The sequence below is a fragment of the Plantactinospora sonchi genome (assembly GCF_036422035.1).
In the GTDB taxonomy this organism is placed as follows: domain Bacteria; phylum Actinomycetota; class Actinomycetes; order Mycobacteriales; family Micromonosporaceae; genus Plantactinospora; species Plantactinospora sonchi.
Map to the genome: position 1 here is coordinate 102,117 of NZ_JAZGQK010000006.1, position 12,693 is coordinate 114,809.

Here is a 12,693-nt window from a genome sequence, read left to right on the forward strand (position 1 = left end):
GGAGCTTCGTTGCGGACGGCATTGTCGGGCGAACAGGGCCATCCGGGAGCCGAGCTGCCGCGAACTGGGCGGCGAGGGTGTGCCCGGTGAGGTCAGGTCGGATCAGGTCGGACACGCGGGGCGGTCGGGCCGACGCCGGACGACAACGGGCGGCGGCACGCGGCCGCTACGGTCATCAGCGGGCCCGCGGGCCGGCCGGACCGGGCGAGGTCCGGTGCGCGGGCCGCAACGGTCAGCAGCGGGCTGGTGGGTCCCACCGGGCGTCAGCGGGCAGGCGGGCCGGACCGGGCGAGGGCCGGACCGGCCACCAAGGACATCGCGGCGTCGGTCAGTGGCCGGGCGCCGGCGCGGTCGACCCGCGTACCACCAGCTCGGGTTCGAAGAGCAGCTCGTCGGTGAGCACCCCGACGCCCTCGATCTGGTTGACCAGCAGGTCCACCGCGGCCTGCCCCATCATCTCGATCGGCTGCCGGACGGTGGTCAACGGCGGGTCGGTGCAGGTCATCAGGGCCGAGTCGTCGTAGCCGACCACGGAGATGTCCGCCGGCACCGCGCGGCCCAGCCGGCGGGCGGCCCGGATGGTGCCGAGCGCCATCACGTCACTGGCGCAGATCACCCCGGTCACCCCGCGCTCGATCAGCTTGCTCGCCGCGACCCGGGCGCCCTCCATCGAGAAGCTGGAACGCTCCACGCACTCCTCGCCCTCGGCCCACCCGGCGATGTTCGCCATCGCGGCCAGCTTGCGCCGGGACGGTATGTGGTCGGCCGGCCCGAGCACGAGACCGATCCGTTCGTGCCCGAGCGACCGCAGGTGTCCGTACGCCTGCTCGACCGCCACCGCGTCGTCGGTCGAGACGCACGGGAAGTCCAACTCGTCGACACCCGCGTTGACCAGTACGACGGGCAGGCCCCGGTCGATGAGCCGCCGGTAGTGGTCGTGCTGGGCGTCGGCCAGCGCGTACGAGCCGCCGGCGAAGATGACTCCGGAGACCTGGTGGTCGAGCAGCATCTCCACGTAGTCCACTTCGGAGATGCCGCCGATGGTCCGGGCGCAGAGCGCCGGGGTCAGGCCACGCTGGGCGAGTGATCCGGTGACCACCTCGGCCAGCGCAGGGAAGATCGGGTTCTGCAGTTCCGGCAGGACGAGCCCGACCAACCGGGCCCGTTCCCCCCGCAGTTTGCTGGGTCGCTCGTAGCCGAGCACGTCCAGGGCGGTGAGCACGGCGACCCGGGTGCTCTCGGAGACGCCGCCCCGACCGTTGAGTACCCGGCTCACCGTGGCCTCGCTGACCCCGGCCTTCCGGGCCACCTCGGTGAGTCTTCTCGTCACGGCCGCGATCGTACGACAGGAACTTGCAAAAACCGAACCAAAGTTCGCCGCGCTACTGCAACAAACTCCGCACCGCTGTCTCAATCGCCCGATGGAAGGTCGGATAGGCGTAGATCATGCCGGCGAGGGTGCTCAGCGGGACCTCGGCGTGTACCGCCACCGCCAGCGCGCTCAGCACCTCGCCGCCGACCGGGCCGACCGAGGTCGCGCCGACCAGCACCCCACGGTCGACGTCGGCGACCAGCTTGATGAAGCCCTCGTCGCCCACCTCGTGGATCCAGCCCCGGGTGGAGTCGGAGAGCAGGGTGAAGCCGACCCGTACGTTCAGTCCCCGGTCCCGGGCCTGCCGCTCGGTCAACCCGACCGCGCCCACCTCCGGGTCGGTGAAGGTGACCCGGGGCACCGCCCGGTAGTCCGCCCGCCGGGCACCGCCGTCACCGCCGCCGGCGCGCTGGAGGATGTCGGCGGCCCGCTGGAGGATGTCGTCGATCGCGATCCCGGCCTGGTACATCGCCACGTGGGTGAAGGCGCCGTGTCCGGTCAGGTCGCCGACCGCCCAGATCCCGTCGGCCGCCCGCATCCGGTCGTCCGTGTCCAGGAACCGCGCGGTCGGGTCCAGCCCGACCGTGTCCAGGCCGAGCGTGTCGAGCACGGCCCGCCGGCCGGTGGCCACCAGCAGCCGTTCGCCGCGCAGTTCGTCCCCGTCGGCCAGGTGCACGGTGAAACCGGTGCCGTCGTGTGCCACCCGCTCGGCGCGGGCGCCGGTGTGCACCGTCACCCCGTCGGCGCGCAGTGCCGCGGCGACCCGCTCCGAGGACTCCGGCTCCTCCAGGGCGAGTACCCGCCCGCCCGCCTCCACGATCCCGACCCGTACCCCGAACCGGGCGAAGACCTGCGCGAGTTCCACGCCGATCGCCCCACCGCCGAGGATCACCAGCGATTCGGGCAGCTCGGCCAGCTCGATCGCCTCCCGGTTGGTCCAGTACGGCGTACCGGCCAGCCCTGGTACCGGCGGGATCACCGGGGTGGTGCCGGTACCCAGCACGACCCCGACCCGGGCCCGGTAGAGCTGGTCGCCGACCCGGACCAGACCGGGGCCGACCAGCCGGCCGGAGCCCCGGACGAGCCGACCCCCCTTCGAGGTGAACCGCTCGGCTCCGGCGTTGTCGGTCCAGCCGGCGGTGGCATCGTTGCGGATCCGCCCGGCCACCGTGCTCCAGTCCGGTTCGACCCGGGCCCGACCGGCCAGCTGGTCGACCCGGCGTGCCTCGGCCAGCGCGTTGGCCGCCCGGATCATCATCTTGCTCGGCACGCAGCCCCAGAACGGACATTCGCCGCCGACCAGGTTGTGCTCGATGCCGACGACCGAGAGGCCGGCCTCGGCGAGCCGGTTCGCCGTCTCCTCGCCGCCCACACCCAACCCGATCACCACGACGTCCACGGTCAGCTCCGCGGCGGGGTTCGCGCCCTCGGTCGTTCCGACATCCGTCTGCGTCTGCCCTGGTTCAGCCATGACGCCAGCTTTCCTCATCGAGCTCGCTTTCTTCATCGAACCCCCCGCCCGACCAGCTGGATCGGATCATCGACGTACCCCGTTCCGTGCCGCCCCGGGGCTGCTTAGGCTGGTTCGACGGGCCGGTCCCACCGGGTGGTGGCCGACCGGACCGGGGCCACGGGGAGGCGCGCACCGATGACCGACGTCGATGTACTGGTCGCCGGGTACGGGCCGGTCGGCGCCGTGCTGACCGCGTTGCTGGGCCGGCAGGGGGTGCGCACGCTGGTGGTCGACCCCGGCGCGGAGCCCTATCCACTGCCCCGGGCCGCCGTGCTCGACGCCGAGGTGCTGCGAATCCTCGTCAATCTGCCGGGGGCCGCCGACCTCGACCGGTGGGCGGTCGAGGTACGCCAGTCCCGCTTCCTGGCGCCCGACCGGCGGGTGCTGATCAGCATGTCCCCCAGCGCCGACGGTTCCGGGGTCCCCGCCGCCGCGCTGATCGACCAACCGGTGCTGGAGGCGGCGCTGCGGGAGGGCGTCGACACGCTGCCCGAGGTGGCGGTACGCCTCGGCCGCTCGGTGGCCACCCTCGCGCCGGCCGACGACCACGTCCGGGTGGGACTGGACGACGGTACGACGGTGCGGGCCCGCTGGGTGGTCGGCTGCGACGGAGGATCCAGCACGGTACGACACCTGGCCGGCATCCCCTTCGAGGGACAGACGTACGCCGTGCCGTGGCTGGTCGTCGACGCCGAGACCGACGAGGTCGACGTCGAGGCGTCCACCTCCATGGTGCTCGATCCGCGCCGCCCCCTGGTGACGATGGCCAGCCCCGGCCGGCGCCGTTGGGAGTGGATGCTGCATCCGCACGAGGACCCGGCCGAGCTCAGCCGTCCCGAGTCGGTCCGACGGCTGGTCGCCGGCTGGGTCGACCCGGACATGATCCGGATCCGCCGGGTGACCGTCTTCACCTTCCACGCCCGGCAGGCGACGCGTTGGCGGCAGGGTCGGATCCTGCTCGCCGGTGACGCCGCACACCTGATGCCACCGTTCGCCGGCCAGGGCCTGGCCAGCGGGATCCGGGACGCGTGGAGTCTCGGCTGGCGGCTCGCCGAGGTACTCGACGGCCGCGCCGGGGACGGGCTGCTCGACGGGTACGAGCGGGAGCGACGGCCACACGTAGCCGAGTTGATCCGGGTGAGCCTCGGGGTCGGCCGGGTGCTGCAGACCCGCAACCGGGCGGTGTCGGCGGTACTCCGGTCGCTGATCCGGGCCGTGGCGGCGGTCCCCGGGGTGCCGGCCCGGGCCGCCCGGCAGGGCCGGCCCCGGCCGGCGCTGCCGAGGGGTACCGCGGGCGTGCTGCCCGGCGCCGGCCGGATGCTGCCGAACCCGCTGGTCGGGACGGCTGCCAGCGGGCCGGTCCGGCTCGACGGCCTGCTCGGTGGTGGCTGGGCGGTGATCGGTCTCGGCTGTGATCCGGTGGTCGGGGCGGACGTCGGGGCGCGGTCCTGGCTCGCCGCCCACGAGGCGGTGACCTTGACCACCGAGGCACCGGAGCCGCGGCCGGACGGTGGGCCGCTCGGCGGCAGTCGACTGATCGAGGACGCCGCCGGTGCGCTCGGCGCCGGGCCGACCGTGCTCGTGGTACGTCCGGACCGCTTCCTGCTCGGCGCGGTGCCGCCTCCGCTGCGCGGCCAGGACCTCGACCGGGCCTGCCGGAGCCTGGCCGGGAACTGACCCCCGCGCCCAGGACCGGAAAGCCGACCCCGCCGCGCCGGAGCCTGACCTCCCCGGGTCGGAGGCTGACGTCGCGGCGCCGGACCCTGACCCCGCCGCGCCGGACGCTGACCTCCCCCGGGTCGCGGAGGTTGACGGCCTGGGCCACAGATCTGACCACCGTTTCCGAGGACCTGCGATCTTCCGTCGATTCCCGGACGTCTTATCGCCGATGTCGTGCCGGGTTCACGACCCAGGCGTGGGCCGCATACGACAAAAACCGAACCAAGCAACGGCGTAGGTGATGTAGCCGACGGGCCCGGCAGATCGCATCAAGACACATTTTCCGGGCACCCTGCCGCGCTGTTGTCATTATCTGTCTTAATCAAGTCGTGTCTTTTCATCGTGCAATCGATATCTTGCGGAGATGAGTACGCCTCGCTACAGTGACCCCACTCACACACTGACGCCACGCAGCTCCAGGGCCTGGTCACCTGGCGGATAGAGAACGGCAACAGGGCAGGCCACGGTGACGATCCCGCGGATCAGCAGAGGTCTTGGAGACTCCCGTTCCCGAAGGGATGGACAGATGTCCGTACCGCAGTACAGGAAGGCCGCGGCGATGGCGCTCGCGGCCGGCCTGGGGCTCAGCCTCACGGCCTGCTCCACGAAGAGCGACGACGGCGACTCGAGCGCCGGCGGCAAGGTCACCATCACCGTCGACTGCCAGCCGGTCGGCTCCCAGAAGGAGCTCCTGCAGAACTGGAACGACGATGTCGTGGAGTTCCAGCGGCAGAACCCGGACATCGTCGTCAAGAGCGTGAGCGTCGGCGAGCAGTGCAACAACCCGCCGGACTTCACCGCCCGCCTGGCCGGCGGCACCGTGACCGACGTGTTCTACGGGTACATGACCGACCTCCAGCAGGTGCTGGACTCCGGTCAGGCGATGGACATCACCGAGTTCACCAACAAGGAGACGGTGCCGACCTGGGACAGCGTCGACCCGGCGCTCAAGGCGGCCTTCACCGACAACGGCAAGCTCTACGCCGTACCGGTGAAGAACTACTCGATGGGCCTGGTCTACAACAAGGTCCTGTTCCAGCAGGCGGGGCTCGACGTGAACAACCCGCCGAAGACGTGGCCCGAGGTCCGCGAGGCGGCCAAGAAGATCTCCGCCCTCGGCAACGGCATCGCCGGCTACTCGGAGTACAGCGCCGGCAACACCGGTGGCTGGCACTTCACCTCCCTGCTCTACTCGCAGGGCGGCCAGATGCTGACCCCGGACGGCAAGAAGGCCGACTTCAACAACCCGCTGGGCAAGCAGGTCCTGCAGAACCTCAAGGACATGCGGTACGGCGACAACAGCATGGGCGCCCGCCAGCTGCTGCAGTGGGGCGACCTGCTGACCAACGCCGCCGGCGGCAAGGTGGGCATGTTCGTCGGCGCGCCGGACGCCACCGAGGCGATCGTCACCCAGTTCCAGGGCAAGTACCAGGACTGGGCGATGGCCCCGCTGCCCGGCCAGGACGGCCCGGCCAAGGGGACGCTCGGCGGTGGCGAGGGTTACTTCTTCAAGAAGGGTCTCACCCCCGAGCAGGTCAAGGCCGGTCTGAAGTGGATCGCGTACCAGAAGCTGACGCCGGGCAAGGGTCAGTTCGACTACGTCCGGGCCAAGCCGCAGAACCGTCCGGTCGGCCTGCCCCAGCCGCTGCTCTTCGCCAACGGCACCGAGGCGCAGAAGCAGGAGCTCGAACTGCGCAAGGCCAACGCGAACGTCGACACCGCGAACTTCGCGCTCTTCGAGGCGGCCCCGGTGCCGATCAAGGGTGAGCCGCGCAACGCGCAGGCGATCTACGCGGTGCTCGACGCCGCGATGTCCGGGGTGCTGACGAACCCGAACTCGAACATCGACGCGCTGCTCAAGACCGCTGAAGAGAAGGTCAACCAGCTTCTCGCCGCGGAGAACTGACCTACGGGTGGGGGCCGGCACCACCGGCCCCCACCCACACCGTTGCCGCGCCGCACCGTCCGCGTCACCGACTTCCGCAGGAGTTGCCTTGGCGATCACCACCGTCCCGGGTACCGCCACACCGGGTCGTTCCGCGCCGCCAGCCGCGGCAGGGCCACGGCGTACCAGCCTGGGCCGCAAGGTACGGGACAACCTCACCGGGCACGCGTTCCTGATCGGGGCGGTGCTCTGCTTCGCCGTCTTCTCCTGGTACCCGATGATCCGCGGCATCGTGATGAGCTTCCAGCGCACCCGACGGGGCGAGACCACCTGGGTCGGCTGGGACAACTACCTCCGCATCATCGACGACCCCAGCTTCTGGACCGCCTGGAAGAACACCCTCTACTTCACCGTCCTCGCGCTCATCCTCGGCTACGCGGTGCCGTTCTTCGTGGCGATCCTGCTCAACGAGTTCCGCCACGCCAAGGGTTACCTGCGGATCCTGGTCTACCTGCCGGTGATGCTGCCGCCGGCCTCGGCACTCTTCCTCTTCAAGTACTACGCGTACGACCCCAGCGAGGCGGGGCTCTTCAACGCCGTCCTCAAGGCCCTGCACCTGCCGACGTCGGAGTGGATGCAGTCGCCCGAGATGACGATGCCGGCCATGGTGCTCGCGTCGACCTGGATGAACATGGGCAGTGCGGTACTGATCTACCTGGCCGCGCTGCAGAACATCCCCGGCGAGCTCTACGAGGCGGCCGAACTCGACGGCGCCGGGATCTGGCGACGGATCGTCAACGTGACGATCCCGCAGACCCGGCTGATCCTCCTGCTGCTGGCGATGCTCCAGATCGTCGCCACGATGCAGCTCTTCATCGAGCCGCTCATCCTCGCCAACGGTGCGGGCGCGGAGGACTCCGCGACCTCGGTGGCGTACCTCATCTACCAGCACGGGTTCTTCCAGAACGACCTGAACGGCGCGGCGGCGCTCGGCGTGATCATGCTCGTGGTGCTGGCCGGCTTCTCCGCCGTCTACGCGCGGCTGACCTCGAAACAGGACTAGGACGGGCGAGAAATGGCACAGGACTCCGGGACCCGGACCCTCATCTCCCATGCCCAGCTCAGGCGGGGACGCGGCAAGGTCATCTACTGGACCCTGCTCACCGTCGTCGTGGTGGTGTTCACCCTCGTCTTCCTCGGTCCGCTCTACTGGATGGTCACCGGGGCGCTCAAGTCCGGCCAGGAGATCGCGCAGACCCCGCCGTCGCTCTTCCCGCAGGATCCGCAGCCGCAGAACTACATCGACGCGTGGCACAACCTGGACCTGGCGAAGCTGCTCTTCAACACGTTCTACTACGCGACCGGCGCGGTGCTGTTCCAACTCGTCTTCGACGCCGCCGCGGCGTACTCGCTGTCAAAGCTCCGGCCGATCTTCGGCAACGTGATCCTCGGCCTGATGCTGGCCACGCTGATGATCCCGGCGATGGTGCTCATCGTCCCCCAGTACGTGACCGTGATCGACCTGCCGATCCTGCACATCAACCTGCTCGACTCGCCGTTCGCGATCTGGCTGCCCCTGGTCGCGAACGCGTTCAACATCTTCCTGCTGAAGCGGTTCTTCGACTCGATCCCCGAGGAGCTGATGTCGGCGGCGGTGATGGACGGCGCGTCCCCGCTGCGCACCCTCTGGTCGATCATCCTGCCGATGTCGCGCCCCATCCTCGGCGTGGTCGCGATCCTGGCCATGACCGCGGTCTGGAAGGACTTCCTCTGGCCGAAGCTGGTCATGCCGTCGCCGGAGACCCGCACGGTGAGCGTCGGCATCTACGCCTTCTCCGGCGGTACGCCGATGAACGTCGTGGTCGCCGCGTCGGTCATCGCCGCGATCCCGACCGTGATCATCTTCCTGATCTTCCAGCGGAACATCATGTCCGGCCTGACCACCGGCAGCGTCAAGGGGTGACCGGCGACCCGGCCCAGGCAGGGTCAACCCCGGCCGGCGCGCCGGGTACCGGCACCGGCGTGCCGGCCGGGGTCAGCAGCGCCCGGGCGACCACGGCGGCCCGGCGGCGCCCCGGCACCACGGCCCGACCGGCGAAGACCTCGTAGCCGGCGGCGACCACCTCGTCGAGGATGCCGCCGTACAGCAGGTACGCGGTACGGATGCAGGACTGCGAGGCCGGGGCGAGGAGGGTCACCCCGGGCGCCGCCGCCGCGTAGTGTGCCCGGGCACGCCGCACCTCGTACGCGATCAGTTGCCGGACCCGGGGCGGGCTGACCCCTCGCCGCGCCGCCTCGACCAGGTCGGCGCGGCTCACCCCGAACTCCGCCAGGTCCTCGCCGGGCAGGTAGACCCGGTCCCGGGCCAGGTCCTCGGCGACGTCCCGGATGAAGTTGGTCATCTGGAAGGCGAAGCCGAGCTGTCGGGCCGGTTCCCGGGCGGCGGCCGGGTCCGCGCTGCCCAGGATCGGCAGCATCATCGTGCCGATCGCCGCCGCCGAACCCGCCATGTAGTCGAGCAGGTCGGCGTAGCGGGGATAGTCGGTGACCGTGAGGTCCATCGCCATGCTGCGCAGGAAGAGGGCGAAGTCCGCCCGGTCGAGGTCGAACACCGCGATGGTGTGCAGTACGGCCGGCAGCAGCGGGTCGTCGACCGGTTCGCCGGCCAGCCCGGCCAGGAACCGTTCGGACCAGTCGGCCAGTTGGGCGGCCCGGGCCTCGGCCGGGAGGTCCTCGGTGCGGTCGACGATCTCGTCGGCGTAGCGGGTGAAGCCGTAGAGGGCGTGCACGTGTCGCCGTTTCCACGCCGGCAGCAGCCGGGTCGCGAGATAGTAGGTCCGGCCGTGCCGTCTGTGCAGCTCACGACAGCGCTGGTAGGACCCACCGAGACTGGTGTCCACCGACCCTCCTGAGAAATCGACGCATAAATCGATGCAACTCGTCAGCTCAGGGTACGCTCAGCGGCGGACGGACGCCGGGGTTCGCCCCGTCGACGGGTGTGATGGTGTACGGCGGAGGTGGCGGGTGCGAACCGTGGCGGGACGGACCGACCGGGTGGTGGTCGTCGGGGCCGGGCTCGGCGGGTTGGCCTGCGCACTGCACCTGGCCGGCAGCGGCCGCCAGGTGACCGTGCTGGAACGCGAGCCGCTGCCCGGCGGCCGGGCCGGTCGGTTGGCCCTGGACGGCTACGAGTTCGACACCGGCCCCACCGTGCTGACCATGCCGGACCTGCTCGCCGAGGCGTTCGGCGCGGTCGGTGAGGAACTGACCGACTGGCTGGACCTGGTCCGGCTCGATCCGGCGTACCGGGCCCACTACCCGGACGGTTCCACCTTGGACGTGATCACGGACACGTCGCGGATGGCCGCCGAGATCTCCCGGGTCTGCGGCCCCCGGGAGGCCGACGGCTACCTGCGGTTCGTCGACTACGCCCGACGACTGTGGCAGCTCGAACGGACCGACTTCATCGACCGCAACCTGGACAGCCCGACCGACCTGCTCACCGCCAACCTGCTCCGCCTGCTCGGCGCCGGCGCCTTCCGCCGGCTCCAGACCAAGATCGACCAGTTCTTCGCGGACCCCCGGACCCGGCGGATCTTCTCCTTCCAGGCAATGTACGCCGGCCTCGCCCCGCACGACGCGCTCGCCATCTACACCGTGATCGCCTACCTCGACTCGGTGGCCGGGGTCTGGTTCCCGCGCGGCGGCATCCACGCGGTCTCCCGGGCCCTCGCCGACGCCGCCGAGAAACACGGCGTACGGGTCCGGTACGACACCACGGTCACCCGGGTGGAGACCTCCGCCGGCCGGGCCACCGGAGTGGTCACCGCCGACGGCGAGCGGATCCCGGCCGACGTGGTCGTGCTCAACCCCGACCTGCCGGTGGCGTACCGCGACCTGCTGCCGCCGTCGTCCGGTGCCCGCCGCCGGCTGCGCTACTCGCCCTCCTGCGTCGTGCTGCACGTCGGCGCCCGCCAGGGCTACCGCCGGATCGCCCACCACAACATCCACTTCGGCCGGGCCTGGCGGGGCACCTTCGACCAGGTGATCCGCCGGGGAGAACTGATGTCCGACCCGTCGCTGCTGGTCACCAACCCGAGCCGGACCGACCCGTCGGTGGCGCCGCCCGACCGGCACAGCTACTACGTGCTCGCCCCGGTGCCCAACCTGGAGGTCGGCACCGGGCTGGACTGGCGGGGCGACCTGCCCCGGCGGTACGCCGACGAACTGCTCGCCACCCTGGAACGACGCGGCTACCTGGGGCTGGCCGACAGCGTCGAGGTCAGCCGGATCGTCACCCCGGCCGACTGGGCGGCCGCCGGGATGGCCGCCGGCACCCCGTTCGCCGCCGCGCACAGTTTGTGGCAGACCGGCCCGTTCCGTCCAGGTAATCTGCACCGGACCTTGTCCAATGTGGTTTTCGTCGGCTCCGGCACCCAACCGGGAGTGGGCGTACCCATGGTGTTGATCTCCGGAAAGCTCGCCGCTGCCCGGGTGACGGGAGGTAACCGATGACATCGGGTCGCGAGGCGCACCTGGTGGAACTGGTCGACGAGGCGGGGACGCCGCTCGGCGCCCGTACCGTCGACGAGGCACACCGGCAGCCGGGGCTGCTCCACCGGGCCTTCTCCGTCCTGCTGGTCGACCCGGACGGGCGGATCCTGCTCCAGCGGCGGGCCGCCGCCAAGACCCGGTTCCCGCTGCGCTGGGCGAACAGCTGCTGTGGGCATCCGGAGCCCGGCCAGTCGCCCGACAGCGCGGCCCGGGTACGCCTGCGCGAGGAACTCGGCGTCGACCCCGTACCACTGACCGAGGTCGGGGTGTACCTCTACCGCGCCGAGGACCCCGGCACCGGCCGGGTCGAGTACGAGTACGACCACGTGCTGCGCGGCGAGTTCAGCCCGGACACGCCGGTGCTGCCCGACCCGGACGAGGTCGCCGACCTGCGCTGGGTGCACCCCGACGAGTTGCGTGACCGGCTGGCCGCCGACCCCGGGTCGTACGCCCCCTGGCTGGGTGGAGTGCTGAGCCGGTTCACCGGCTCGGCCCCGACGGCCGGCGTGGACCTGCCCGGTTCGGGCAACGGGGCCCGGGTCGGAACCGTCCCAGCCGAGGACCCGGCGACGGAGTGGCAGGGTGGCCGATGACGGGCTGAGCGCCGGCGCCGTCGCGCGCCGGCTGGGTGTCGCGGTCACCACCCTGCGGAGCTGGCACCAGCGGTACGGGCTCGGCCCGAGCCGGCACGTGCCGGGTCAGCACCGGCGGTACACCCCGGACGATCTCGTCCGGCTGGAGATGATGCACCGGCTCACCGTCGACGGGGTGAACCCGGCCGAGGCCGCCCGCTGGGCCCGACAGGCGCCCGGCGTCGCGAGGCGGTCGCCGGGCCGGACCGGCGGCGGCCCGGTCATCCCGGTACGCCGGTCCGGGCCGGCCGCCCGCGGACTGTCCCGGGCCGCGCTGCGGCTCGACGCGGCGGCGATGCGGTCCCGGATCACCACGGCGATCGCCACCGACGGCGTGGTCGCCACCTGGGATCACCTGCTCCGGCCGGTACTGGCCGGGGTCGGGGACCGGCACGCCGCCACCGCCGGCCTGATCGAGGTGGAACACCTGCTCTCCCGCTGCGTGTCAGAGGCGCTGGCCGCGGTGCCCCGGCCGCCCGCCGCCCCGGTGCCGCCCCGGATCCTGCTCGCCTGCGCCGACGAGGAGCAGCACAGCCTGCCGCTGGAGGCGCTGGCCGCCGCGCTCGCCGAGGTGGGTGTGCCGTGCCGACTGCTCGGCGCCCGGGTGCCGGTTGCCGCCCTGGTCGCGGCGGTACGCCGGACCGCACCGGCCGCCGTGGTCGTCTGGTCGCACACCCCGGCCACCGGCGACCCGGGTCAGCTCGAGGCGGTGCGCGGCATGCCCCGGCGCCCGGTACTGCTGCTGGCCGCCGGCCCGGGCTGGCCGGCCGGCGCGTTGCCGGCCGGCGTGGCCACCCCGGCGACCCTCGCCGACGCGGTCGCGCTGCTTCGCGAGGTACCGGACGCTCCGCTGCCGTGACGGTACGTGGATCTGAGGGCACAAACGGGCGGTTTAGGGGTTATTTTGCCGCCACGGATACCGGTTTTGCTGGGCGGCAGGGCATCACGTATGCTTTCCAAGCCTCCGGCGGGGCCGGATGGGAGCACAAGCCGTCAAAGTTGTCATGTGCAATGATGG

Annotated in this window: 10 protein-coding genes; 7 read left to right on the top strand and 3 right to left on the bottom strand. The window is 71.5% G+C overall.

The features are described 5' to 3' along the window. Positions 1 to 328 precede the first annotated feature (328 nt). On the bottom strand, positions 329 to 1,330 hold the full coding sequence (locus V1633_RS06905) for a LacI family DNA-binding transcriptional regulator (RefSeq protein ID WP_331213348.1): 1,002 nt from the start codon (positions 1,328 to 1,330) through the stop codon (positions 329 to 331). 52 nt (positions 1,331 to 1,382) lie between these two features. After that, positions 1,383 to 2,843, bottom strand: coding sequence for a dihydrolipoyl dehydrogenase family protein (locus V1633_RS06910; protein ID WP_331213349.1), 1,461 nt, complete (start codon positions 2,841 to 2,843; stop codon positions 1,383 to 1,385). 177 nt (positions 2,844 to 3,020) lie between these two features. Here V1633_RS06910 and V1633_RS06915 point away from each other — a divergent pair, with 177 nt between their 5' ends. From V1633_RS06915 to V1633_RS06930, 4 genes are all read left to right on the top strand, one after another. Then, positions 3,021 to 4,562, top strand: a complete 1,542-nt coding sequence (locus tag V1633_RS06915) for a bifunctional 3-(3-hydroxy-phenyl)propionate/3-hydroxycinnamic acid hydroxylase (protein WP_331213350.1) — start codon at positions 3,021 to 3,023, stop codon at positions 4,560 to 4,562. A 568-nt stretch (positions 4,563 to 5,130) separates the two neighbouring features. Then, positions 5,131 to 6,510: an ABC transporter substrate-binding protein gene (locus tag V1633_RS06920; protein ID WP_331213351.1), complete on the top strand. Its 1,380-nt coding sequence runs from the start codon at positions 5,131 to 5,133 to the stop codon at positions 6,508 to 6,510. 88 nt (positions 6,511 to 6,598) lie between these two features. Further along, a complete protein-coding gene (locus tag V1633_RS06925; protein ID WP_331213352.1) occupies positions 6,599 to 7,552 on the top strand; it encodes a carbohydrate ABC transporter permease in 954 nt (317 codons plus the stop codon). A gap of 12 nt (positions 7,553 to 7,564) precedes the next feature. After that, positions 7,565 to 8,452 carry a carbohydrate ABC transporter permease gene (locus V1633_RS06930; protein ID WP_331213353.1) on the top strand — a complete coding sequence of 296 codons (888 nt, stop codon included), beginning with the start codon at positions 7,565 to 7,567 and terminating at the stop codon, positions 8,450 to 8,452. Here the strand turns inward: V1633_RS06930 and V1633_RS06935 are convergent. After that, the gene (locus V1633_RS06935) at positions 8,442 to 9,389 is read right to left on the bottom strand and encodes a phytoene/squalene synthase family protein (protein WP_331213354.1); all 948 of its coding nucleotides are present in this window, start codon (positions 9,387 to 9,389) and stop codon (positions 8,442 to 8,444) included. The genes V1633_RS06930 and V1633_RS06935 overlap by 11 nt on opposite strands. Positions 9,390 to 9,513: 124 nt before the next feature. Between V1633_RS06935 and crtI the strand changes: the two genes are divergently transcribed. The 3 genes from crtI to V1633_RS06950 are packed head-to-tail and all read left to right on the top strand — an operon-like array spanning position 9,514 to position 12,534. Continuing rightward, positions 9,514 to 11,004 carry a phytoene desaturase family protein gene (crtI, locus tag V1633_RS06940; RefSeq protein WP_331213355.1) on the top strand — a complete coding sequence of 497 codons (1,491 nt, stop codon included), beginning with the start codon at positions 9,514 to 9,516 and terminating at the stop codon, positions 11,002 to 11,004. After that, positions 11,001 to 11,636 carry an isopentenyl-diphosphate Delta-isomerase gene (idi, locus tag V1633_RS06945; protein WP_331213356.1) on the top strand — a complete coding sequence of 212 codons (636 nt, stop codon included), beginning with the start codon at positions 11,001 to 11,003 and terminating at the stop codon, positions 11,634 to 11,636. The genes crtI and idi overlap by 4 nt, the downstream gene beginning before the upstream one ends. Further along, positions 11,626 to 12,534 carry a MerR family transcriptional regulator gene (locus tag V1633_RS06950; protein ID WP_331213357.1) on the top strand — a complete coding sequence of 303 codons (909 nt, stop codon included), beginning with the start codon at positions 11,626 to 11,628 and terminating at the stop codon, positions 12,532 to 12,534. Before idi ends, V1633_RS06950 begins: the two co-directional genes overlap by 11 nt. Positions 12,535 to 12,693: the final 159 nt, after the last annotated feature.